This window comes from Kribbella steppae (genome assembly GCF_004342025.1).
Classification (GTDB): Bacteria; Actinomycetota; Actinomycetes; order Propionibacteriales; family Kribbellaceae; genus Kribbella; species Kribbella steppae.
On sequence record NZ_SLWN01000010.1, the window covers coordinates 205,704 to 227,167 of the forward strand.

A 21,464-nucleotide genomic window follows, 5' to 3' on the forward strand; every position below is an offset into this window, starting at 1 on the left:
GTGGATGACACGCGGTAGGTGGCGAATTCACGAAATCTCTTGGCACAAAGGGTTGTGCGGCCCTGGGCGACGGCGGTAGAAATGTCGACACGCCGCTTCTGATCTGAGCGGTGGGTCGAACGGAAACCGAGGACCCTAGCGGTGGGGATCCCCACCGAGGTAGACCGGTGACGGGGTCTGCCGGCCTCTACGGACCCGTTCGGGAGGCTGGAGACGTCACCTTCCTTCAGCTATTGCGGGGCCCCTCCGACTCATACTCGGAGGGGCCCCGCTTCATGCATAGCGGCACAGCATGCCCGGCATATCGGCACCCCGCCGTGCCGTTTCAAACAAACGCACGGGCCGTCGACAACCAGCATGGCCGTCGACGACAAGTAGGGCCGTCGACAGCACAGCGCCGGCCGGCGCACAGAACGGTTGTGCGCCGGCCGGCGGTTTCGGGGTGAGTCAGTGAAGTGCGATCTTCAGCGCCGAGGACGAGCCGCGGGCTGCTACCTGCACCTCCACTCCGCGCGTCGTGGTCACCAGTTGGTACGACGCCGAGCGACCGTCCAGCGAAACACTCTTCACCGTCGCGCCGGTCGGCAGTACGGCGCCGATCGTGAACTTCGCGCCGACACCCTTCACCTTGACATCGGTCCGCAATTCCTTACCTGTAAGGCGTGCGGACACATCGACCGAGCCGCGACCGAGCCGGATGTTGCTACCGGCCACCTTCTGCTGGCCTTCCGGAAGCTGCGGGATCACCGCGACCTTGCCGTGTCCGAGGTCCGGGTCCACGCCGAGCTGCTGGTGCACGACCGGCCACAGGATGCCGTACGCGCCCCAGGCCTGGAGCGCCATCGAGCGGTCGTAGAACGGCCGGCCGATGTTCGCCGGTGAGTCGGGCGACGGTGCGATCTCCGGCATCGCGCCCGGTGTCTCCCAGACCGTCGGGTCGAGCTGGATGCGGGCGTTGCCGGTCGTGTAGACCTGTTGCTGGTCCTTGCCCAGCCGACCGTAGTTGCCCTCAGCAACCGCCATGATCGAGGTGTTCAATCCGAACATGGCCCGCTCGCTCTTCACCTGCGAGACGACCGGGTCACAGGACGGCCCAGGGTTGCCGGCCGGGTCGGAGGTCGGCCCGGTGCCGGTGTGATAGAGGCCGAATTCCCCTGTGTAGCAAGGCTTCTCGCGCTGGTCGAGCGCGGTCGTCGCATTCGCCGTCGAGGACAGCGGAGAATCCGGCTGACCCGGACGAACCAGGACCGCCTCCATCGGTGTCACGCCGGTCCAGTGCCGCTGGAAGATCGGCGTGTTGTCGTTCGCGGGATTGGCCGGGTCGTCGATCGAGTCGGCGTACCCCAGGGCCTGCGGAACCCACCACTGCGCCTCGAAGCGGGACTCGAGGTCCGTGGCGCGGGCGGTTGCCCATTGCTGGACCGCCGTGTCGTGCTTGGACGCGGCCATGTCCGCGACGTCGCGCAGACCGCGGGCGAGGTAGACGGTGCTGTCGAGCTTCTCGACACCCATGCCGCTGCGCTCGACGTTCGCCAGGCCCTCTGGCCAGCCATCGCTGTCCTTGTCCAGTTCACGGTAGATGTACTGCAGGTTGCGGACGCTGAAGTCGTACATCTCGTTGCGGAACCTGTCGTCACCGGTCCACCGCCACAGCGTCGCGACCGCACTCGGGAACTTCGCCGTCTCGTCGGTGTTGCCCGCGCTCTGGTTGGAGCCGAAGTACACGTCGCCGGTCGGGACCACCTCGTGGGCAACCTTGCCGCTGCGGTTGTTGAGGAGGTCGCTGATGTCACGCAGCGCGCGGAGGTGCTCCTTGGTCGTGTCGAACTGACCGGCCGCGACCGCGGCGTACGCGGTGTACTCTCCGTCGGTCCCGAACAGCCACGGGTAGTCCGGGAAGCCCGCCCCGAACCAGCGGGCGGTGTCGATCGTGCCGACCGGTGCCGGGTAGGCCTTGCCCTCGTTCACGTCGCGGATGCGCAGGTTGCGTGCCTCCTGGACGGAGTCCGCGAGGTTCTGCTTGCTCCACTCGACGCTCTGCTGCAGTAGCCGGTCACCAGGCAGGTCCACTGCGGACATACTGTCGATCTCTTGCCGGTCCCGCGTCTTTGCCTTCAGCAATGATTCCGGGCTGCTCAGGGCGCGACGGTACTCGCGCTGTGTGGCAGACACGCCTCCGTCAGAGCCGGCGACTGCGAACCAGATCGTCTTCGACTTGCCGGCCGCGAGACTCACGTCGTACGTGAGCCGCCCGCCAGTGCCCTTGCCGACGAGGGAGTCGTCGCAGCGTGCGGGCGTCGTGCCGTCGGCCGGGCAGATCACTGCGGGATCTTGCGGACCGCGGTTGTTCGGGCTGAGGGCGTGGCCCGTCGGACGCAGGGACGATCCGACGAACGCGGCGTAGTCGTGCTCGGTCGCGTTCGGGTACGACGGTGTGCCCTGCTCGCGGAAGCGCAGCGAGCCGTCAGCGTACGCGCCGGTGTCCGGCAGGTTCGCGGCGGCCGCACTCGGTGTCGTCCAGCCCCACGGGTACGACGCCATCAGTTCGGAGTGCGCGTCCACGTCGAGCTTGACCGTCTTCGCCGTACTGGATTCGAGCGTCAGCCCGACGAGCGTCGCGCGGATGCCGTCCGGGACGAAGTCGGTACGGCCTACGCGCACATCACCGGAGTAGTCGATCCGGCTGTAACCGTGGCCGCTGGTGTACTTCTGCGCAGCCACGTCCTTACCGAGCCAGGCGCCGTCGAGCCCGAACCACAGGCCGTCGAGGAGCTTGATCGGCTGCGTCCAGAAGCCGCCCATCTCACCGCGGATGTGCCACCCGGCCGCGGGGTAGAGGCCGGTCTCGTCGCCCATCGCGTAGGCGCGATCGCCGACGACGAGCGACCGGCGGTCGGCCAGCCGGGTTGTCTCCGAGAGCTCTGACGGTGCGACGGTTGGCCCGCCGGCCGCCTGGGGCGGGGTCGAGCCGGCGGTCGCCGAGGCGGTGCCGGCCAGGATGGTCGCTGTGGCGAGCAGCGTGACGCCGGCCGTACGTCGGGCCCGACGTGGTGGGGCGGTGCTGCGTCTGACGGATGGGCGGAGAGTCATGGCGGTGTCCTCCTTTTTCGCGGCGCGCATGCACCGCATCAGCCAGGGGCTGAACTACCCCTGATCACCAGTTCGGGTTGCAGCAGGCGTTCGGTCGGTACGCCGGACGTCGTACCAGTCAAGCTCTGTGTTTCAGTGAGAATGGCGATGAGCTCGCAGGCGATCTCGTCCATCGGCTGCCGGAGACTCGTCAGGCCGGGGGAGACCACCGAGGCGAGCGGTGAGTCGTCGAAGCCGGTGACGCCGACGTCGACGCCGGGAGTGAGGCCGCGCCGGCCGAGCTCGCGGAGCGCACCGAGGGCGAGAATGTCGCTCAGGGCAACGATCCCGACCGGCGGCTGGTCGCTGTCGAGCAGCTCGGCGGTGGCCCGGGCGCCTTCGTCGATCGCGTCCTCGCCGCACCGCACGGCCAGCCCGCCGGTGGGAAGGCCGAGCTGCTTGCACCGGCCACGCCAGCCGGCCAGCCGGTCCTCGGCCAGGCCGGACGACCTCGGCCAGCTGAGGAAGGCGATCCGCCGGCGGCCGGTCTCGTACAGGTGCTGCACTGCCATCGCGGACCCGGCCGCGCCGTCGACGTCGACCCATGGGCCAGGCTGGGTGGTCTCCTTCCACACCCGGCCGAAGGACACGAACGGGATCTGCGTGTCCTTCAGCCAGCCGTGCCGCGGGTCGTGCGTCTCCGTCTGCGAGAGCACGAACCCGTCGACCAGGCGGCGTGCGTGCAGGTCGTCGTACGTCGGCATGCCCTCGACGCCGGGCGGCGCGGTGAACAGGAGGATGTGCCGGCCGGTCTTCTCCGCGGCGGCGCACAGTTCGTGCAGGAACTGGTCCATCACCAGGTGGGCCTGGTCCGGCCAGCTGGGAACGCAGTAGCCGATCAGTTCGACGGCGCTGGTGCGCAGGCTGCGGGCGTTACGATTGGGCCGGTAGTTGAGCAGTTCGATCGACCGGTTCACCCGTTCGAGCGTGTCCGGCCGGAGGCGATGCGGTGCGTTCAGGGCGTTCGACACCGTCTGGACCGACACCTCGGCGTGGGCGGCAACCTGCTTCAACGTAGCCACGGCGACCTCCCACGGATACTTTGAACGTTAAAAACATCCGCAGTCTGCCGCCCCGCCCCGGCCGTGTCAACGCCTCGGCGGCCCCTTCCGGATGATCGAAAGGGTGTGCTCCGGCGAGGCGGGGGCGATCCAGCGACCCCACCAGCTGGCACCCGCGGCGGCGAAGTCAGCGGGGTCGCCACCGCTCACCTTGATGTCGAACGGTTCTCCGCGCTCGGCCAGCAACGCCCGTACGTCGTCCGGCGTGATCTGTTGTGGTGCGTCGGTCGAGCCCTTGTAGGCGCAACTGCCATCCCATCGAAGGATGCGGCGCCGTACGGCGGGAACCAGCATGTTTCCGCCGATCCAGATCGGGATCCGCGGCGTCTGCACAGGTCGTGCCGTCAACTGCACGCGGTCGAGCTGATAGTGCTTGCCTTCGAAGCTGAACTGTTCGCCGGTCCACAGGCGGTCGATCACCTCGAGCCCCTCGTCCAGCATCTCCGCCAGCACCTTCGGATCTGGAGCCCGGCCCAAGAACGGGTCGCCGGGGTCGCCGATGCCGACACCCAGCACGAACCGTCCGCCCGACAGGTGATCCAGCGCCACCGCCTCGGCCGCGACCTTCCATGGCCGCCGCCGAGGCAGCGGTGTCACCGTCGTACCGATCCTGATCCGGGACGTGGCCGCCGCCATCGCGGCCAGGCAGATCCACGGGTCGTACGTCGGCTGCGTCGCGTCGCCCTGATAGACGAGATAGTCCTCCAGGAACATCGCAGCCCAGCCGGAGTCCTCGGCGGCCCGCGCGAGCTCGGCGAGCCCGCGCGGATCCCGTCCTGGTCCTACCGCCCCGACCGTGACCGAGAATCGCATGCCGATGACGGTAACCACCGGCACCGACAGATCAGGCGGTGTGGCCGCCGTCGATGGTGAGTTCGGTGCCGGTGAGGTAGGCGGCGTTCGGACCGGCCAGGTAGGTGATGGCCGCGGCCACCTCGCTGGTGGTGCCGAAGCGGTCCAGGGCCAGGTCGGCGATCTGGGCCGCCGCGAACGGGCCGTCCGCCGGGTTCATGTCGGTGTCGATCGGACCGGGCTGGACGACGTTCGACGTGATGCCGCGGGACCCGAGTTCGCGGGCCAGGCCCTTGCTGAGACCGATCAGTGCCGACTTGCTCATCGCGTACAGCGTCATGCCCGGGCTGGTGACCCGGCCCGCGGCGCAACTGCCGAGATGAATCAGCCGGCCGCCGTCGGACATTCTTGGTACGGCGGCCTGCGCGGCGGCATAGACGCCACGGATGTTCACCGCGAGCACCCGGTCCACATCGTCCAGGGTGAAGTCGGTGATCGGGCCGATCGCGCCGACACCCGCGTTGTTGACCAGGATGTCGAGCCCGCCGAGCCGGTCCGCGGCCCGGGCGACGCCGTCGGCCACCGCGACCGCGTCGGCCGCATCGATCTCGAGTGCGTACGCCGTACGTCCGAGCGCCTCGATCTCCTTCACCACCCTCGCCGCGGCGTCCGGAGAACTGTTGTAGGTCAGCGCGACATCCGCGCCGCGCTCGGCCAGTGCGATCGCGGTCGCCGCGCCGATGCCGCGGCTGCCACCGGTCACCACTACCTTCTTGCCAAGTAGTTCGTTCATGCCTTCAGTTCACCGGGGTACGTCCGCTCGTTCTGGCGGAAATCGGACCCGAGATCCTGGTGTCGCATTCTCGCGACACCTCCATGGCGCAAAACCGCTAGAGACTGTCGGTGCGGCCAGGGATGCTGGAGGACGTGTACGAATGCAGAGAGCGGTGTGTCCGCGCGGTCCAGTCGAAGGACGCGCGGTTCGACGGGTGGTTCTTCACCGCGGTGCTGACGACGAAGATCTACTGCCGGCCGAGTTGCCCGGTGGCGCCGCCGAAGGTCGAGAACATGCGGTTCTACCCGAGCGCCGCCGCCGCTCAGCAGGCCGGCTTCCGCGCCTGCAAGCGTTGCCGTCCGGACGCCAGCCCGGGGTCGCCGGAATGGAACCACCGGGCTGACCTCGTCGCCCGCGCGATGCGACTGATCGCGGACGGCGTCGTCGACCGCGACGGCGTACCAGGCCTTGCCACCCAGCTCGGGTACAGCGTCCGTCAGGTGCAGCGCCAACTGCAGGCCGAGCTCGGCGCCGGTCCGCTTGCGCTCGCTCGGGCCCAGCGCGCCCAGACCGCCCGGCTGTTGATCGAGACCAGCGAGCTACAGATGGCCGACGTGGCGTTCGCGGCCGGGTTCTCCAGCGTGCGAACGTTCAACGAGACGGTGCAGGAGGTGTTCGCCCTCGCGCCGACCGAGCTGCGCACCCGGGCCAGGAAGGGTACGACGACCGCCGCGCCCGGCACGATCTCACTACGGCTGCCGTTCCGCGCACCGCTGACTCCTGACAACCTGTTCGGCCATCTGATCGCGACCGGCGTGCCGGGTGTCGAGGAGTGGCGCGACGGTCACTATCGACGCACACTCCGGCTTCCGCACGGCCACGGTGTCGTCGCGTTGAAGCCGATGCCGGACCACATCGCCTGCCAACTGTCACTCACCGACCAGCGTGATCTGGCGATCGCGATCAGCCGTTGCCGCCGGATGCTCGACCTCGATGCCGACCCGGTCGCGGTCGATGATCTGCTGAGCACTGACCCGGTGCTCGCACCGCTGATCGCGAAGGCGCCTGGTCGCCGGGTGCCGCACACGGTCGACGGCGAGGAGTTCGCCGTACGGGCTGTGCTTGGGCAGCAGGTGTCGACCGCCGCCGCGCGGACTCATGCGCATCGGCTCGTCCGGCAGCATGGTGAGCCGATCGAGGACGCGGCCGGTGGGCTCACGCATCTGTTCCCGACCATGCAGGCGCTGGCCGGGCTCGATCCGGAAACCCTCGCGTTCCCGAAGTCCCGTCGTACGACGCTCACCACGCTGATCGCCACGCTCGCCGCCGGGGAGATCGAGCTGGGTGCGGGCGCGGACTGGGAGCGCGCGCGAGAGCAGTTGACCGCGCTGCCGGGGATCGGGCCGTGGACGGTGGAGTCGATCGCGATGCGGGCGCTCGGCGACCCGGACGCCTTCGTGGCCAGCGATTTGGGTGTCCGGTACGCCGCGCGTGACCTAGGATTGCCTGAAGCCCCTAAACCGTTGACCGACCACGCCCGTGCGTGGCGGCCTTGGCGTGCGTACGCGGTGCAGTACCTCTGGGCCACGGGTGACCACGCCATCAACAAGATCCCGGAGTGAGTATGACCGAGCTGACCACCGACCGCCTGCTGATGCGCCAGTGGCGCGACTCCGACCGCGAGCCGTTCGCGGCGATGAACGCCGACCCGGCGGTGATGGCGCACTTCCTGGCACCGCAGACGCGCGAGCAGAGCGACGCGCTCATCGACCGGAACATCCCCGAGATCGAGGGACGCGGCTGGGGTCTGTGGGCGTTGGAGGTGAAGGACACGGGCCGGTTCATCGGCTTCACCGGCTTGTCGGTGCCGAGCTTCGAGGCGCACTTCATGCCCGCGATCGAGATCGGCTGGCGGCTTGCGAAAGAGGCCTGGGGCAACGGTTATGCGACCGAGGCGGCCCGGGCGACGCTGGCCCACGGGTTCGGTCCGGCCGGGCTGACGGAGATCGTCTCGTTCACCACGACCACCAACCTGCCGTCCCAGCGGGTGATGCAACGGATCGGCATGACCCACGACGAGGCCGGCGACTTCGACCACGTCCGCCTGCCGGACGGTCACCCGCTGCAGCGTCACGTCCTCTACCGGATCGACCGAGCCCAGTGGGAGGCGACGCGGTGACATTCGCCGTGATGGACAGCCCGCTCGGTCCGCTCATGCTGGTCGAGAAGGACGACAGGCTCGCCGGCGTCTACATGGAGCAGCACCGTCACCGCCCGCCGATGGAGACATTCGGCGATCGCGACGACTCGGTGCTGCCCGCGGCGGCCGAGCAACTGACCGAGTACTTCGAGCAGGGCCGGACGACGTTCGACATACCGCTGCACCTGGGCGGGACGCCGTTCCAGCAGCGGGTGTGGACCGCCCTGCAGGACATCCCGTACGGCGAGACGACGACGTACGGCGAACTCGCCCGAACCCTCGGCCTCGTGCCGGGCGCATCGCGGGCGGTCGGCCTCGCCAACGGCAAGAACCCGATCAGCATCATCGTGCCGTGCCACCGCGTCGTCGGGTCGACCGGCAGCCTGACCGGGTACGGCGGCGGCCTCGACCGCAAGCAGGCACTGCTGGACCACGAGCGCGGCGACGCACTGTTCTAGATAAGTGCTCATTTGGTGAGCACTTATCGGGTGCATGCTCTACGTATGAGCACATTGACCGATGAGGACGCGCTGGCCTGTTCGACGGTGGCGGAGTGGCGGACGTGGCTGGCGGCGAACGGGCGGACGGAGCGGTCGGTCTGGCTGATCGTTCACCGGGACGCAGAGGGTGTCGATCTCATGAGCGCGGTCGAGCAGGCGTTGTGCTTCGGCTGGATCGACAGCAAGACCGTGAAGCGGGACGACAAGACGACGTACCAGTGCTTCACCCCGCGAAACCCGCGCAGCACCTGGAGCAAGATCAACCGCGACCGGGTCGAGCAGCTGATCTCGGCGGGTCTGATGGACCCGGCCGGTCAGGAGCTCATCGACCTGGCCAAGCACACCGGCACGTGGGATCTCCTCGCCGACGCCCAAAACCTGATCGTCCCCGCCGACCTGGCAGCCGCCCTCGCCGCGAATCCGCCGGCAGACAAGCACTTCCAGGCGTTCCCGCCGTCCTCGCGCCGGGCGATCCTCGAGTGGATCACCCTTGCCAAACGCCCGGAGACCCGAGCGGGCCGGATCGAGCAAACCGTCGAGCAAGCAGCCCAGAACGTGCGCGCCCGCTGAGAGGCCAGCGGGCGCACGGGATCAGTTGGGGGTGTTGGCGGGGTTGTCCAAGCGTTCGGCGGCGGGCGGGGTGGCGGGGGTCTGGTTGCGGTTCGTCAGGCGGCGGGCGAGAGGTTCGGTGTAGCGGGCGGCGATCGGGCCGAGGATGACCAGGATCAGCACGTACGCCGTCGCCAGCGGGCCGAGCCTGGGTTCGACGCCGACCGCGAGACCCGCGATGACGATGGAGAACTCACCTCGGGCGACCAGCGTGCCGCCGGCTCGCCAGCGTCCGGCCGTTCCCACGCCGGCCCGGCGGGCGGCGTACCAACCCGTGGCGACCTTCGTCAGCGCGGTGACGATCGCGAGCCCGAGCGCGATCGCGAGCACCGGCGGGATCTCGGCCGGATCCGTGCTCAACCCGAAGAACACGAAGAACACCGCGGCGAACAGGTCCCGCAACGGACTCAGCAGGTTCCGCGCGCCGTGCGCGACCTCACCCGACAACGCGATCCCGACCAGGAACGCACCGACCGCCGCCGACACCTGCAGTTGTTGTGCGATGCCTGCGACCAGCAACGTCAGCCCGAGTACGACGAGCAGCAGCATCTCCGGGTTGTCGGAGGACACCGCCCGGCTGATCACCCGTCCGTAGCGCACGGCAACGAACAGGACGACGCTCACGGTGCCGAGCGAGATCAGCAGCGTGATGCTGCCGCCCGCGAGCCCGACACCGGCGAGCAGTGCGGTCAGGATCGGCAGGTAGACCGCCATCGACAGATCCTCGAGCACCAGAATCCCCAGCACCACAGGGGTTTCCCGGTTACCGAGCCGGCCGAGATCGCCGACCACCTTGGCGATCACACCCGACGAGGAGATCCAAGTGACACCGGCCAACGCGACCGCGGCGACCGGGCCCCAGCCGAGCAGCAACGCGACGGCCGCGCCGGGCAACGCGTTGAGCAGGAAGTCCACGACACCCGAGACGTACTGCGTCTTCAACGTGCTGACCAGATCGCTGGCCGTGTACTCCAGGCCGAGCAGCAAGAGCAGCAGGATGACGCCGATCTCGGCGCCGGTGGCCACGAATTCCTCACTGGCCGCCAACGGCAACAGTCCGCCGTGGCCGAAGGCCAGCCCGGCGAGCAGGTAGAGCGGAATCGGCGAGAAGCCGAACCGGGACGCGATCCGGCCGAGGATGCCGAGGGCCAGGATGACCGCCCCCAACTCGATCAGCAGGGCGGTGATGTTCTCGTGCACGTCACCCTCCCGCGATCAGGTCGTAGACCGCGTCGACGCCCTCGCGGGTGCCCACGACGACCAGCGTGTCCCCGGTGGCGAACCGGAAGTCCGGGGCCGGGGACGGGGTCGCACCGGTCCGGCGCAGCACGGCGACGATGGACGCACCGGTCCGGCTGCGGGCCTGGGTGTCACCCAGCGTGCGACCCGAGTACGGCGACTTGGCCGTGATCGGGATGTGCTCGGTGATCAGGTCGATCTCGATCTCGTTGCGCACCGGGTCGATCGGCGCGGGGATCAGCAACTGGGCGAGCGCGGCCGCTTCGCCGGGATCCAGCGGGACGGAGTCCTTGCAGTTGTCGTCGTCCTCGGGATCGTGGAAGCCGAGGAACCGCCGTCCGTCGTTGTGCACCACCACCGAGACGTGCTGACCGCCTTCGGTGGTCAGGTCGTACCGGGTACCAATCCCGGGCAACGTCGTCCTGGTCGGGTGGGCCTGCTGGTCCATGATTCCTCGATCCCGCGATAGCTGGCGTCTGCAACCATTGTCCCGCATCCTGAGCGGGCTGTCCGGTGCTCAGCTGTGATCCATGCTGCAATCAGGTGCACTGCAACCAGTTGCATAGGTACGCTGCCGGACATGGCCCTGGAACACGCGATTCTCGTCTCGCTGACCGAGCGGGCCGGGTCCGGTTACGAGCTGGCCCGGCGGTTCGACCGGTCGATCGGGTACTTCTGGCCGGCCACGCACCAGCAGATCTACCGGGTGCTGCGCCGGATGGACGAGGCCGGCTGGGTCCGGCACACCGAGATCGCCCAGGACGGGCGGCCGGACAAGAAGCTGTACCGGGTGTCCGCGGCGGGGAAGGCGGAGCTGAGCCGGTGGCTGGCCGAGCCGGAGGATCCCGCCGTACTGCGGGACGGCCTCGGCGTGAAGTTGCGTGGCGCGTCACTCGGCGATCCGGGCGTCGTACTCAAGGAGATCGAGCGGCATCGGGCCGAGCACGCCAACCGGCTCGAGGTGTACCGCGGGATCCAGAGCAGAGACTTCCCGAAGCCGGCCACGCTGCACGGCCGGGACCTGCACCAGTACCTCGTCCTCCGCGGCGGCATCCGCGCGGAGGAGTCGTTCGTGGCCTGGTGCGACGAAGTGATCGACGCCCTGCGAAAGGACACGCGATGAGCGCCTATCCGCACCTGTTGGAGCCGCTTGATCTCGGTCATGTCGTGCTGCCCAACCGGGTGATCATGGGCTCGATGCACACCGGTCTGGAGGACCGGGCGAAGGACCTGCCGAAGCTGGCCGCGTACTTCGCCGAGCGCGCCCGCGGCGGCGTCGGCCTGATGGTCACCGGCGGCTACGCACCGAACCGGACCGGCTGGCTTACCCCTTTCGGCTCCAGGCTGACCAGTCGCCGGCAGGCCCGTAGACACCGGCTCCTCACCGATGCCGTGCACGCCGAGGGCGGCCTGATCGCCCTGCAGATCCTGCATGCCGGTCGCTACGCCTATCACCCGTTCAGCGTCTCCGCCTCGGCACTCAAGGCCCCGATCAACCCGTTCAAGCCACGGGCCCTGACCGATCGCGGCGTACGCAAGCAGATCAAGGCGTACGTCGATTGCGCCGCGCTGGCCCGGGAGGCCGGGTACGACGGCATCGAGATCATGGGGTCCGAGGGCTACTTCATCAACCAGTTCCTGTCCGAGCGCACCAACCAGCGGACCGACCGCTGGGGCGGCAGCCCGGAGAACCGGCGCCGGCTCGCGGTCGAGATCGTCCGGCGGACCCGGGAACGCGTCGGCGACGACTTCGTGATCATCTACCGGCTGTCGATGGCCGACCTGGTCGAGGGCGGTCAGAGCTGGGAGGAAGTCGTTGCGCTGGGCAAAGAGATCGAGGCGGCCGGCGCGTCGATCATCAACACCGGCATCGGCTGGCACGAGGCGCGCGTACCCACGATCGTGACCTCGGTACCGCGCGCGGCCTTCACTTCGGTGACCGCGGCGTTCAAACCACACGTCAACATTCCGGTCGTCACCTCGAACCGGATCAACCTCCCGCAGGTCGCCGAGGAGGTGCTGGCCCGCGGTGACGCCGACCTGGTCAGCATGGCCCGGCCGTTCCTGGCCGATCCGGACTGGGTGCTCAAGGCAACCACCGATCGAGCCGACGAGATCAACGTCTGTATCGCGTGTAACCAGGCCTGTCTGGACCATGTCTTCGCCAAGCGGAAGGCGAGCTGCCTGGTCAACCCCAGGGCGGCCCGGGAGACCGAGCTCCAGCTGCTGCCGACCCGTCGGACCAAGAACATCGCGGTTGTCGGGGCCGGACCGGCCGGGCTGGCCGCGGCGGTGACGGCGGCCGAGCGCGGCCACTCGGTGGAGCTGTTCGAAGCCGATGACGAGATCGGCGGCCAGTTCGGGATCGCGCAGCGGATCCCCGGCAAGGAGGAGTTCGCCGAGACGATCCGGTACTACCGGCGCCGACTCGACCTGACCGGCGTCAAGCTGCACCTCGGCCGCCGCGCGACCGTCGAGGACCTGGCCGGGTTCGACGAGATCGTGCTGGCCACCGGGGTCGTCCCGCGCATCCCGGCCATCCCCGGCATCGACCACCCGAAGGTTCTCTCGTACGTCGAGGTCGTCCGCGATCGTCAGCCGGTCGGCAGCACCGTCGCCGTAATCGGCGCGGGCGGGATCGGCGTGGATATCAGCGAGTTCCTGACCACCGAGTCGTCGCCCACACTGGACCTGGAGGCCTGGAAGGCGGAGTGGGGTGTGACCGATCCGACAGTCACACCCGGCGGACTCACCAAGCCGCGCCCGGAGCCGTCGCCGCGGCAGGTCTACCTCCTGCAGCGCAAGGCCGGGAAGATCGGTGCCGGCCTCGGAAAGACGACCGGCTGGGTCCACCGCGCGGCCTTGAAGAACAAGCAGGTCGAGCAGCTTCGCGGCGTCAACTACGAACGCATCGACGACAACGGCCTGCATCTGAGCTTCGGCCCGCAGCGTGAGAATCCGCGCGTCCTGGACGTCGAGACCATCGTCGTCTGCGCCGGCCAGGAACCGGTCCGCGACCTCGCCGACGCGCTGCGTGACACCGGTCGCCCGGTCCACGTGATCGGCGGCGCCGACGTCGCCGCCGAGCTCGACGCCAAACGAGCCATCGATCAGGCGACGCGCCTCGCTCTCACTCTCTGACCTCCCAAGGTTCTTCTGCCCGAACGGGCGGGAGGATTCCGGGTTGGCACGGTGGACGAGTCGGCCGGGTGGCCGTCATCCTCGGGGAAGGCCGACTTCGAGGGGAATCGCAATGGACCTGGGCTTCGAGCGGATCTTGCAGGTGAAGATCCCGGTGACGGATCTTCAGCGCAGTGTCAACTGGTACCGGCGGGTGTTCGGGCTGCGGCTGGCCTGGGAGTTCGGCGAGCCCGGCGTCGTCACCGGCGCGGTCCTGACCGATGACGCCGAGCGGTTTCTCATCGGCCTGCGTCGGCTCGACACCGTGTCCGGCGAGCCGTCACTGGCCGGCTTCGACGTCGTCAGCCTCGGCGTACCGTCTGTCGACGTCTTGAAGGCGCTGGCCGAGCGTTTCGACGAACTCGGCGTTGAGCACGGCCCGCTGTTCGACCGTGGTCCGGGCGGTGGCGTGCAACTCGACGTACCGGACCCCGACGGCACGGTGATCCGGATCCTGTCGCCGTTCGGGGAGCACGCGCCGTTCAACGGTGTCGAGTTCGGGCCCGACGGGGCGCCCACCTTCTACATGACCCCGCGCCTGCATTTGGACTGAAGCTGACATGTCAGCTTAGGTAAGGCTATCCTCTGCTCCATGCGGGAACAGGTGGGGCTGGCCGGAGACGACCTGCGCCTCGGGTATCACGGCAAGCTGGTGGTCGACGGCGCCTCGTTACAGATCGAGGCGGCCGGTGTCACCGCGCTGGTCGGCCCGAACGGCAGCGGGAAGTCGACGCTGTTGCGCGCCCTGGCGCGGCTCCATCATCCCGACGGCGGCCGGATCACCTTCCCGGACGGCGTGAACGCACTCGACCTGTCCGCGAAGGAGTTCGCCCGCAAGGTCACCCTGCTGTCCCAATCGCGGCCGACTCCCAACGGTGTGAGTGTGCGCGACGTCGTCGGCTACGGCCGGCATCCGCATCGCGGGCGCTGGCGGGCCGACGACCCGGACGGCAAGCGAGCGATCGACCACGCGATGGCTGTCACCGGTGTGACCGCGATGGCCGAGCGCGCGGTCGACGAACTGTCCGGCGGTGAGCTGCAACGCGTCTGGCTCGCGACCTGTCTGGCCCAGGACACCGGCGTCCTGTTGCTGGACGAACCGACCACGTTCCTCGACCTGCGCTACCAGATCGAGATCCTCGACCTGATGCGTGAGCTCGCCGACAGCCACGGGGTCGCGGTCGGCGTCGTACTGCACGACCTGAACCAGGCCGCCGCCGTCGCGGACCGGATCGCACTGCTCGATCAGGGACGGGTTCGTGCGACCGGTACGCCGGAAGAGGTGCTCGAGGCGGAGGCGCTGACCGAGACCTACGGCATCCGGATCGAGGTCGGGACCGACCCGGCCACGGGGTTCGTCACCACTCGCCCGATCGGCACACATCTAAGCCGCGTCACAACGATCTGAAGGTCAACTGATGAAGAGAATCACCGCCCTGCTCGCCGCTGCCGCGTTCGTGCTGACGGCCTGCGGGACGAGCGAGCCCGCCACCACCGACGCCGCTGCGCAGACCACCGCCGAGCCGGTCTCGGTGACCGACGCGCGGGGCAAGAAGATCGACCTCAAGGCACCCGCCACCAAGGTGGTCGGCCTGGAGTGGGGTGCGGTCGAGAACCTGGTCACCCTCGGCGTGATGCCGGTCGGGGTGGCCGACGTCAAGGGCTACACGAACTGGGTCACCGCGGCCAAGCTGGACGCCTCGGTCAAGGACGTCGGTACCCGCGGCGAGTCCAGCGTCGACGCGATCGCGGCGCTCAGCCCCGACCTGGTGATCACCACCACCGACGAGTCGGCGAACTCGATCGCCCAGTTCGAGAAGATCGCACCGGTGCTGGTGATCCGCGGCGCCGACGCGGCCAATGCGATCCCGCAGATGAAGACCAACCTGGAGCTGATCGGCAGCGCGATCGGCAAGACCGACCAGGCCAAGCAGATCAACGCCGACTTCGACAAGAAGGTGGCCGAGGGCAAGCAGAAGATCGCGGACGCGGGTAAGACCGGCGAGAACTTCACCATGTCCGACGGCTACAAGCAGGGCAGCACGATCTCGATCCGGATGTACACCACCGGTTCGCTGCTCGGCGCCGTACTGACCGAGATGGGCCTGAAGAACGGCTGGACCGGCGCGGGTGACAAGGACTACGGCCTGGCCCAGACCGACCTCGAAGGTCTGACCAAGGTGCGAGGAGGCAACTTCCTCTACATCGCCAACGACGCCGACGGCGGCGATGTGTTCGGCGGCGACCTGGCCGGCAACGCGATCTGGAAGAACCTGCCGTTCGTGAAGAGCGACGACGTGCACCGGCTGCCGGACGGCATCTGGATGTTCGGCGGCCCGAAGTCCACTGAGCAGTTCATCGACGCGGCCGTCCAGGCAGTCACCTCTTGACCCAGGTAACCGCCCCGGGGCCTGACGTTCAGGTCTCCGAGGCTCTGCAGCCGGTACGACGGCTCCGGGTGGCGAGCGTGTTCGTCATCGCCACCGTGGCCGTCGTACTGCTGGCTGCTGTACACCTCACCCAGGGCACGTCGTCGGTGAACGCCGGTGACCTGCTCCGGCTGCTGGTCGGGCAGGGCACGGACAACTCGGCCAACGTGTTGATCGCGTCCCGGCTGCCGCGGCTGCTGGCCGGCGTACTGGTCGGGGTGGCGCTCGGTTTCGCGGGCGCGGGGTTGCAGTCGCTGGCGCGGAACCCACTCGCCTCACCGGACACGTTGGGGGTCAACGCCGGGGCGTATCTCGCGGTCGTCGTCGTGGCCGCGTTCGGGGTTTCGTTGCCGGTGTTGCCCGCCGGAGGAGTCGCCTTCCTCGGCGGGCTGGCGGCCGCCGTCCTGGTGCTCGCCTTGTCCGCCGGCGGCTCGTCCGGGCCGACCCGGCTGATCCTGGCCGGCTCGGCCGTCGCGATGGCGCTGGCCGGTGTGACGACGTTGCTGCTGCTCCTCTATCGAGAGGAGACGGTCGGCACGTTCGCGTGGGGCGCGGGCACGCTGGTCCAGACGGACCTCAGGGCGGTCACCCAGATGACAGCGGTCGTTGCCGTCGGCATCATCGGATCGATGCTGCTGGCGCCGAAGCTCGACCTCCTCGGCCTGGGTGACGACACGGCGTCGGTGCTGGGAGTTCACGTACGACGAGTGCGCGTACTGATCACCCTGTTGACGGTGCTGTTGTCCGCCGCAGCGGTCACTGTTGCCGGACCGGTCGGCTTCGTCGGCCTGGTAGCGCCGGTGCTGGTGCGGCTGATCGCTCCGCTGGTGCCGGGGTTGTTGCGGCATCGCGTACTGCTTCCGATGAGCGGGCTGGCCGGCGTACTGGTCGTTCTCAGTGCGGACGTCGTACTCCGGGCTGTGCTTGGCGGTCAGGCCGGGGTGGAGATCCCGACCGGTGTGATGACGATGATGGTCGGTGCGGTCGTGCTGGTGTGGCTGGCGCGGCGGTATCGGGATTCAGGGCCGAGCCGGACACCGGGTGGTGCGAGTTCGGGTCTGCGCAGCGTGCGGACGTTCTGGATCGTCACGGGTGTGCTCGTCGTACTGCTGGTCGTCGCCGGCGTACTGGCGATGCTGGCCGGCGATGCGTTCCTGCGCACGGGCGATGTCGTCAACTGGGTCAACGGGCAGTCCGGCCGGGCGATCACCTACGTGCTCGATCAGCGGTTCCCGCGGGTCCTGTCCGCTGTGCTGTGCGGCGCGGCCCTCGCGATCGCGGGTACGACGGTCCAAGCGGTGTGCCGGAATCCGTTGGCCGAGCCGGGGATCCTCGGTATCACCGGCGGGGCCGGCGTCGGTGCCGTGGTCACGCTCGTACTGTTGCCGTCAGCAAGCATCTGGCTACTGTCGGGTGTCGCCGCGCTGGCCGCGCTCGGCACGTTCGCGCTGGTCTATCTGGTGTCGTGGCGGGGCGGACTGAGCTCTGACCGGCTGGTCCTGATCGGTGTCGGTGTGTCGTCGGGGGCGACCGCGATCATCACGTTGCTGATCGTCGCCACCGATCCGTGGAACCTCAGCATGGCAATGACGTGGCTGTCCGGCAGCACCTACGGTCGGACGTTGCCGCAGGTCGCGCCGGTTGCGATTGCGCTGTTGGTGTTCACCCCGGTGGTCGTCCACGCCCGGCGCGAGCTCGATCTGCTGGCGCTGGACGACGACGTACCGCGGATTCTCGGCGTACGACTCGAGCGCACCCGACTGACCGCGCTGCTGTGCGCGGCGTTGCTGACCGCGGCGGCTGTGTCCGCGATCGGGGTGGTCGGGTTCGTCGGGCTGGTGGCGCCACATGCCGCCCGGGCACTGGTCGGTGGGCGGCACACCCGGATCCTGCCGGTCGCCGCGCTGCTCGGCGCGATTCTGGTCAGCGTCGCGGACAGTCTCGGCCGCACGCTGCTGGCTCCGGCGCAGATCCCGGCAGGTCTGCTCACCGCGCTGATCGGAGCGCCGTACTTCGTTTACCTGCTGTGGCGGACCCGGGTCCCGAACCGCTGATCAGCCGGCGGCCTTTGCGGCGGCCTTCTTCTGCTGCTTGAACTCGCGGACCTTCAGCAGCGAGTCCGCGTCCACGACGTCCGCGACCGACCGGTACCCGTCGAGCGCGTAGTCTCCCGCGACCGCCTCCCAGCCCTCGGGCCGGACGCCGAGCTGCTTGGCCAGCAACGCCACGAAGATCTGAGCCTTCTGCTTGCCGAAGCCGGGGAGCTCTTGCACGCGCTTGAACAGCTCCTTACCGGTCGTCGGCTCCGTCCACAGTCGCGTTACGTCACCGTCGTACCTGGACTCGACCAACGCGGCCAGCTCCTGCAGGCGGGCAGCCATCGAACCGGGGAACCGATGGATCGCCGGGGGCTGGGTGCACAGTTCCTTGAACGCCTCCGGGTCAGCGGCAGCGATCGCCGCCGGATCCAGGGTGCCGAACCGGCTGAGCACCTTCCAGCCACCTCGGAAGGCGTGCTCCATCCCGTACTGCTGATCCAGCATCATCCCGAGCACGACAGCGAACGGGTACTCGTCGAGGACCTTGTCGGCATCAGGCAGGTTGGTCATCTGGAAGCCCATCACCGCATCATCTCACGGGGCGTGGTGCGGGATGTCCCTTGTGCTGGGACGAGGTCTCTGCCGAAACAGCTCCGGGCGGCCTATGCTCAGCCGGGGGCAGCCGACGGGAGGAGCACGGATGGACATCCGGGATCTGGATCGTAGGGCCGGTGCGGTACTCGGGGAAGTGATCATGCAGGTGCGCCCCGAGCACCTGTGGTTCCCGACCCCCTGCCCGGACTGGACTGTCCGTGGTCTGCTCCGCCACATCGTCAGCGAGAACGAGGGGTTCGCCGCCGCGGCCCTGAACGGTTCGGCTCAGGTCCAGGCGTGGAACGGCGGCCGGCTCGGGGACAACCCGGCCGGTGCCTACCGGCGGTCCAACGTGGGCGTCTCGGAGGCGTTCGCCGACGGCGGGGCGCTGGACCGGCTGATGGAGGTCCGCGAGTACGGCTCGTTCCCGCGCCGGATCGCGCTGACCTTCCACCTACTCGACTGCGTCATCCACGCCTGGGACCTGGCCCGGGCCATCGACGTCCCGTACGACCCGCCGCCGGACCTGGTCGAGCAAGCGTTCGCGTTGGCCCGCAAGATCCCGGACACCGACACGGCCCGGGGTCCTGGCGCCGCGTTCGAGCGCAGCGTCAAGGTCCCCGGCGACGCGTCCGACTTCGACCAGCTACTCGGCCTCCTCGGCCGCAACCCCGACTGGGTTTCCCCGTTCGACTAGCGGGGTGTACGCCTTCAGTTCGATCTTGTCCGGTACGGCGGCGGCCAGTTTCGCGAGGAGGCCGGTGAACGGACGCGACATCATCAAGCGGATCTGGGCGTTGCGTAACGAGATCCCGACGGCCGTCATCGGCATCGCCATCCTGATCCCGCCCGGCGGCAGTTCCATCCGCTGGTCGACGTACGCCTGCAGTTGAGCCTGGTACGACGGGAAGGCCCGGACGTGATCGCCCTCCGCGGCGGCCAGTTCACCGGCGAGGACGTACGCACCGACGAGTGACAGCGCGGTCCCGTGTCCGGCCAATGGCGAACCGCAGTACCCGGCATCACCGACGAGCACGACCCGGCCGCGGGACCACTCCGGTACGACGACGCGGCTCGTGCTGTCGAAGTAGAAGTCGTCCGCGTCGCGCAGCGCGGTGAGGATGTGGTCGGTGTGCCAGCCGAGACCTTTGAAGCGCTGTGTCAGCAGTGCCTTCTGGGCATCGACATCGCGCCGGTCGTAGCTGAGGACGGGGGAGCGGAAGCTCAGCAGGGCCTTGGCGTACCGCGGGTCGTGGTCCGGCCGCAGTCCGACCCAGCGACCACCGGGTGCGGAGTAGATCTTCATCCAGTGGTTCAGCGGTTCGGGTGTCTCGACGGAGAAGAACGACCCGTAGCCGCCGAGGTGCTGGACGAACTGCTCCTCCGGCCCGAAGGCCAGCTTCCGGACCCGCGAGTGCACCCCGTCCGCGCCAACCACCAGGTCGAACCGCCGCTGCGATCCACTGGTGAAGGTGACGGACACTCCGGCTGTGTCCTGGTCCAGTGCGGCGATCGAGTCGCCGTACAGGTACTCGATCTCACCCGCGATCGCGTCGTTCAGGATCCCGGCCAGGTCGCCGCGGAGGATCTCGATGTCGGCGACCGGGCCGGCGCCGTCGAGCAGTTCGGCCGGCATCGCGGCGCCGGTGCGGCCGTTGGCCCGAACATACTCGAGGCCGCGCTCGTGCAACTGTGCCCGCTTGATCGCCGGCATCAGGCCCATTCGCTCGACCACCACCTTGGAGATCCCGCGGATGTCGATGGTCTGCCCGCCGGGCCGCGGTGCCGGCGCGATCTCGACGATCGTGGGGGTGAACCCGTGCCGCCGCAGCCAGTAGGCCAGGGCCGGTCCCGCGATCCCGCCGCCGGAGATCAGCACGCTCTTCGTCATGGTGGGTTCCTCTCGTGGAGCTAGTGCGCTTACGCTGTACACGTACACCGTGTGGTGCACTGCTGCCGGTCGTCTACCGGCGCCTGAAGCGCACTAGTACAGGAGAGAGTGATGGCTGAAGCGCCGTACCGGGTGATAGCGGCCGAGCTCCGGCGCCGGATCGACGCGGGCGAGCTGGGTCCAGGAGACCGGGTGCCCTCCACCCGGGCGCTGGTCCGGGAGTTCGGTGTCGCCATGGCAACAGCAACCAAGGCGCTTCAGGTGCTTCAACAACAGGACCTCGTCCAAGCGCTCCCTGGAGTCGGCACAGTCGTCGGGCCCCGGACCGTGCGCGTCCGCCCGGCCCAGCCGTCGCGTGAACTCAACCGCGACGAGGTGGTCAGGATCGCGATCGCGATCGCGGATGCCGAGGGGCTCGCGTCGTTGTCGATGCGACGGATCGCGGCCGAGCTCGGGGTGTCGACGATGGCGCTGTACCGGTACGTCGGTGGCAAGGACGCGCTGGTGTTGCGGATGGTCGACACGGCGATCGGCGAGTTCCCGTTGCGGCCGGTGGAAAGTTGGCGGGCCGAGATCGAGGCCGTGGCCCGGCTGCAATGGACGGCGTACCGGCGGCATCTCTGGCTGGCGAGTGCGATCAGCCTCAGCCGTCCTCAGGCCCTGCCGAACCTGCTGCCGCACACGGACGCCGTACTGCGTGCGCTCGGTCCGTTCGGGCTCGACGGCAGTACGGCGCTCTACACCGCGATCACCGTGTTCGCCTACGTCCGTGGCGTCGCGCTGGCGATGGAGGCCGAGGTCCAGGCCGAGCAGGACACCGGGATGACCGCGGACGAATGGGCCGACCAGCACATCGGTCCGATCGCCACCATGATCAGCCTGAAGGACCTGGCCGGTTTCCGGGCGGTCTTCCAGCCCGGTTTCGACTTCGACTACGACCTGGACCAACTGTTCGAGTTGGGTCTCGAACTGGTCCTGGACGGTCTCGAGGTGAAGCTGTCCCGGCTACGCTGAGTGCATACAGCG

At 68.7% G+C, this 21,464-nt stretch carries 20 protein-coding genes; 12 read left to right on the forward strand and 8 right to left on the reverse strand.

Annotation, left to right across the window (positions count from 1 at the left end; all coding sequences use genetic code 11):
* Positions 1 to 447: 447 nt before the first annotated feature.
* The 4 genes from EV652_RS28460 to EV652_RS28475 all read right to left on the reverse strand — a co-directional run bounded on the left by EV652_RS28460 (position 448) and on the right by EV652_RS28475 (position 5,775).
* Entirely contained in the window at positions 448 to 3,090 is a 2,643-nt protein-coding gene (locus EV652_RS28460; protein WP_242002068.1) for a glucosidase family protein, read from the reverse strand.
* A 38-nt stretch (positions 3,091 to 3,128) separates the two neighbouring features.
* Complete coding sequence (locus EV652_RS28465; RefSeq protein WP_132212330.1) at positions 3,129 to 4,151, reverse strand: LacI family DNA-binding transcriptional regulator; 1,023 nt, start codon at positions 4,149 to 4,151, stop codon at positions 3,129 to 3,131.
* 66 nt (positions 4,152 to 4,217) lie between these two features.
* On the reverse strand, positions 4,218 to 5,003 hold the full coding sequence (locus EV652_RS28470) for an LLM class flavin-dependent oxidoreductase (protein ID WP_132212331.1): 786 nt from the start codon (positions 5,001 to 5,003) through the stop codon (positions 4,218 to 4,220).
* A gap of 31 nt (positions 5,004 to 5,034) precedes the next feature.
* Positions 5,035 to 5,775 carry an SDR family NAD(P)-dependent oxidoreductase gene (locus tag EV652_RS28475; RefSeq protein WP_132212332.1) on the reverse strand — a complete coding sequence of 247 codons (741 nt, stop codon included), beginning with the start codon at positions 5,773 to 5,775 and terminating at the stop codon, positions 5,035 to 5,037.
* Between the two features lie 134 nt (positions 5,776 to 5,909).
* Between EV652_RS28475 and EV652_RS28480 the strand changes: the two genes are divergently transcribed.
* Genes EV652_RS28480 through EV652_RS28495 form a run of 4 tightly spaced genes read left to right on the forward strand, consistent with a single transcriptional unit; the run spans position 5,910 to position 9,027 of the window.
* A complete protein-coding gene (locus tag EV652_RS28480) occupies positions 5,910 to 7,379 on the forward strand; it encodes an AlkA N-terminal domain-containing protein (RefSeq protein ID WP_132212333.1) in 1,470 nt (489 codons plus the stop codon).
* A 2-nt stretch (positions 7,380 to 7,381) separates the two neighbouring features.
* Entirely contained in the window at positions 7,382 to 7,936 is a 555-nt protein-coding gene (locus tag EV652_RS28485) for a GNAT family N-acetyltransferase (RefSeq protein ID WP_132212334.1), read from the forward strand.
* Positions 7,933 to 8,415 carry a methylated-DNA--[protein]-cysteine S-methyltransferase gene (locus EV652_RS28490; protein WP_242002069.1) on the forward strand — a complete coding sequence of 161 codons (483 nt, stop codon included), beginning with the start codon at positions 7,933 to 7,935 and terminating at the stop codon, positions 8,413 to 8,415. Before EV652_RS28485 ends, EV652_RS28490 begins: the two co-directional genes overlap by 4 nt.
* A 45-nt stretch (positions 8,416 to 8,460) precedes the next feature.
* On the forward strand, positions 8,461 to 9,027 hold the full coding sequence (locus tag EV652_RS28495) for a YdeI/OmpD-associated family protein (protein WP_132212335.1): 567 nt from the start codon (positions 8,461 to 8,463) through the stop codon (positions 9,025 to 9,027).
* Between the two features lie 21 nt (positions 9,028 to 9,048).
* Here the strand turns inward: EV652_RS28495 and EV652_RS28500 are convergent, their stop codons facing one another.
* A complete protein-coding gene (locus tag EV652_RS28500; protein WP_132212336.1) occupies positions 9,049 to 10,266 on the reverse strand; it encodes a cation:proton antiporter in 1,218 nt (405 codons plus the stop codon).
* A gap of 1 nt (position 10,267) precedes the next feature.
* Positions 10,268 to 10,753, reverse strand: coding sequence for a cation:proton antiporter regulatory subunit (locus EV652_RS28505; protein WP_132212337.1), 486 nt, complete (start codon positions 10,751 to 10,753; stop codon positions 10,268 to 10,270).
* A gap of 132 nt (positions 10,754 to 10,885) precedes the next feature.
* Between EV652_RS28505 and EV652_RS28510 the strand changes: the two genes are divergently transcribed.
* The 6 genes from EV652_RS28510 to EV652_RS28535 all read left to right on the forward strand — a co-directional run bounded on the left by EV652_RS28510 (position 10,886) and on the right by EV652_RS28535 (position 17,968).
* Positions 10,886 to 11,428 (forward strand): PadR family transcriptional regulator, encoded by a 543-nt coding sequence (locus tag EV652_RS28510; RefSeq protein WP_132212338.1) that lies wholly within the window; start codon positions 10,886 to 10,888, stop codon positions 11,426 to 11,428.
* A complete protein-coding gene (locus EV652_RS28515; protein WP_132212339.1) occupies positions 11,425 to 13,446 on the forward strand; it encodes an NADPH-dependent 2,4-dienoyl-CoA reductase in 2,022 nt (673 codons plus the stop codon). Before EV652_RS28510 ends, EV652_RS28515 begins: the two co-directional genes overlap by 4 nt.
* Positions 13,447 to 13,558: 112 nt before the next feature.
* A complete protein-coding gene (locus tag EV652_RS28520) occupies positions 13,559 to 14,038 on the forward strand; it encodes a VOC family protein (RefSeq protein WP_132212340.1) in 480 nt (159 codons plus the stop codon).
* A 39-nt stretch (positions 14,039 to 14,077) separates the two neighbouring features.
* On the forward strand, positions 14,078 to 14,893 hold the full coding sequence (locus EV652_RS28525; RefSeq protein WP_132212341.1) for an ABC transporter ATP-binding protein: 816 nt from the start codon (positions 14,078 to 14,080) through the stop codon (positions 14,891 to 14,893).
* Positions 14,894 to 14,903: 10 nt separating this feature from the next.
* Entirely contained in the window at positions 14,904 to 15,875 is a 972-nt protein-coding gene (locus tag EV652_RS28530; RefSeq protein ID WP_132212342.1) for an ABC transporter substrate-binding protein, read from the forward strand.
* Positions 15,872 to 17,968 (forward strand): iron ABC transporter permease, encoded by a 2,097-nt coding sequence (locus tag EV652_RS28535; protein WP_132212343.1) that lies wholly within the window; start codon positions 15,872 to 15,874, stop codon positions 17,966 to 17,968. Before EV652_RS28530 ends, EV652_RS28535 begins: the two co-directional genes overlap by 4 nt.
* On the opposite strand, the gene EV652_RS28540 is transcribed toward EV652_RS28535, so the two are convergent.
* On the reverse strand, positions 17,969 to 18,535 hold the full coding sequence (locus EV652_RS28540) for an HhH-GPD-type base excision DNA repair protein (protein ID WP_132212344.1): 567 nt from the start codon (positions 18,533 to 18,535) through the stop codon (positions 17,969 to 17,971).
* 118 nt (positions 18,536 to 18,653) lie between these two features.
* On the opposite strand from EV652_RS28540, the gene EV652_RS28545 reads away from it, so the two are divergent.
* Positions 18,654 to 19,244, forward strand: a complete 591-nt coding sequence (locus EV652_RS28545; protein ID WP_132212345.1) for a TIGR03086 family metal-binding protein — start codon at positions 18,654 to 18,656, stop codon at positions 19,242 to 19,244.
* Here the strand turns inward: EV652_RS28545 and EV652_RS28550 are convergent.
* Positions 19,194 to 20,438, reverse strand: coding sequence for an FAD-dependent monooxygenase (locus EV652_RS28550; protein ID WP_132212346.1), 1,245 nt, complete (start codon positions 20,436 to 20,438; stop codon positions 19,194 to 19,196). The two genes, EV652_RS28545 and EV652_RS28550, sit on opposite strands and share 51 nt — an antisense overlap.
* 111 nt (positions 20,439 to 20,549) lie before the next feature.
* Between EV652_RS28550 and EV652_RS28555 the strand changes: the two genes are divergently transcribed.
* On the forward strand, positions 20,550 to 21,452 hold the full coding sequence (locus tag EV652_RS28555) for a TetR/AcrR family transcriptional regulator (protein WP_132212347.1): 903 nt from the start codon (positions 20,550 to 20,552) through the stop codon (positions 21,450 to 21,452).
* The last annotated feature ends 12 nt before the right edge of the window (positions 21,453 to 21,464 follow it).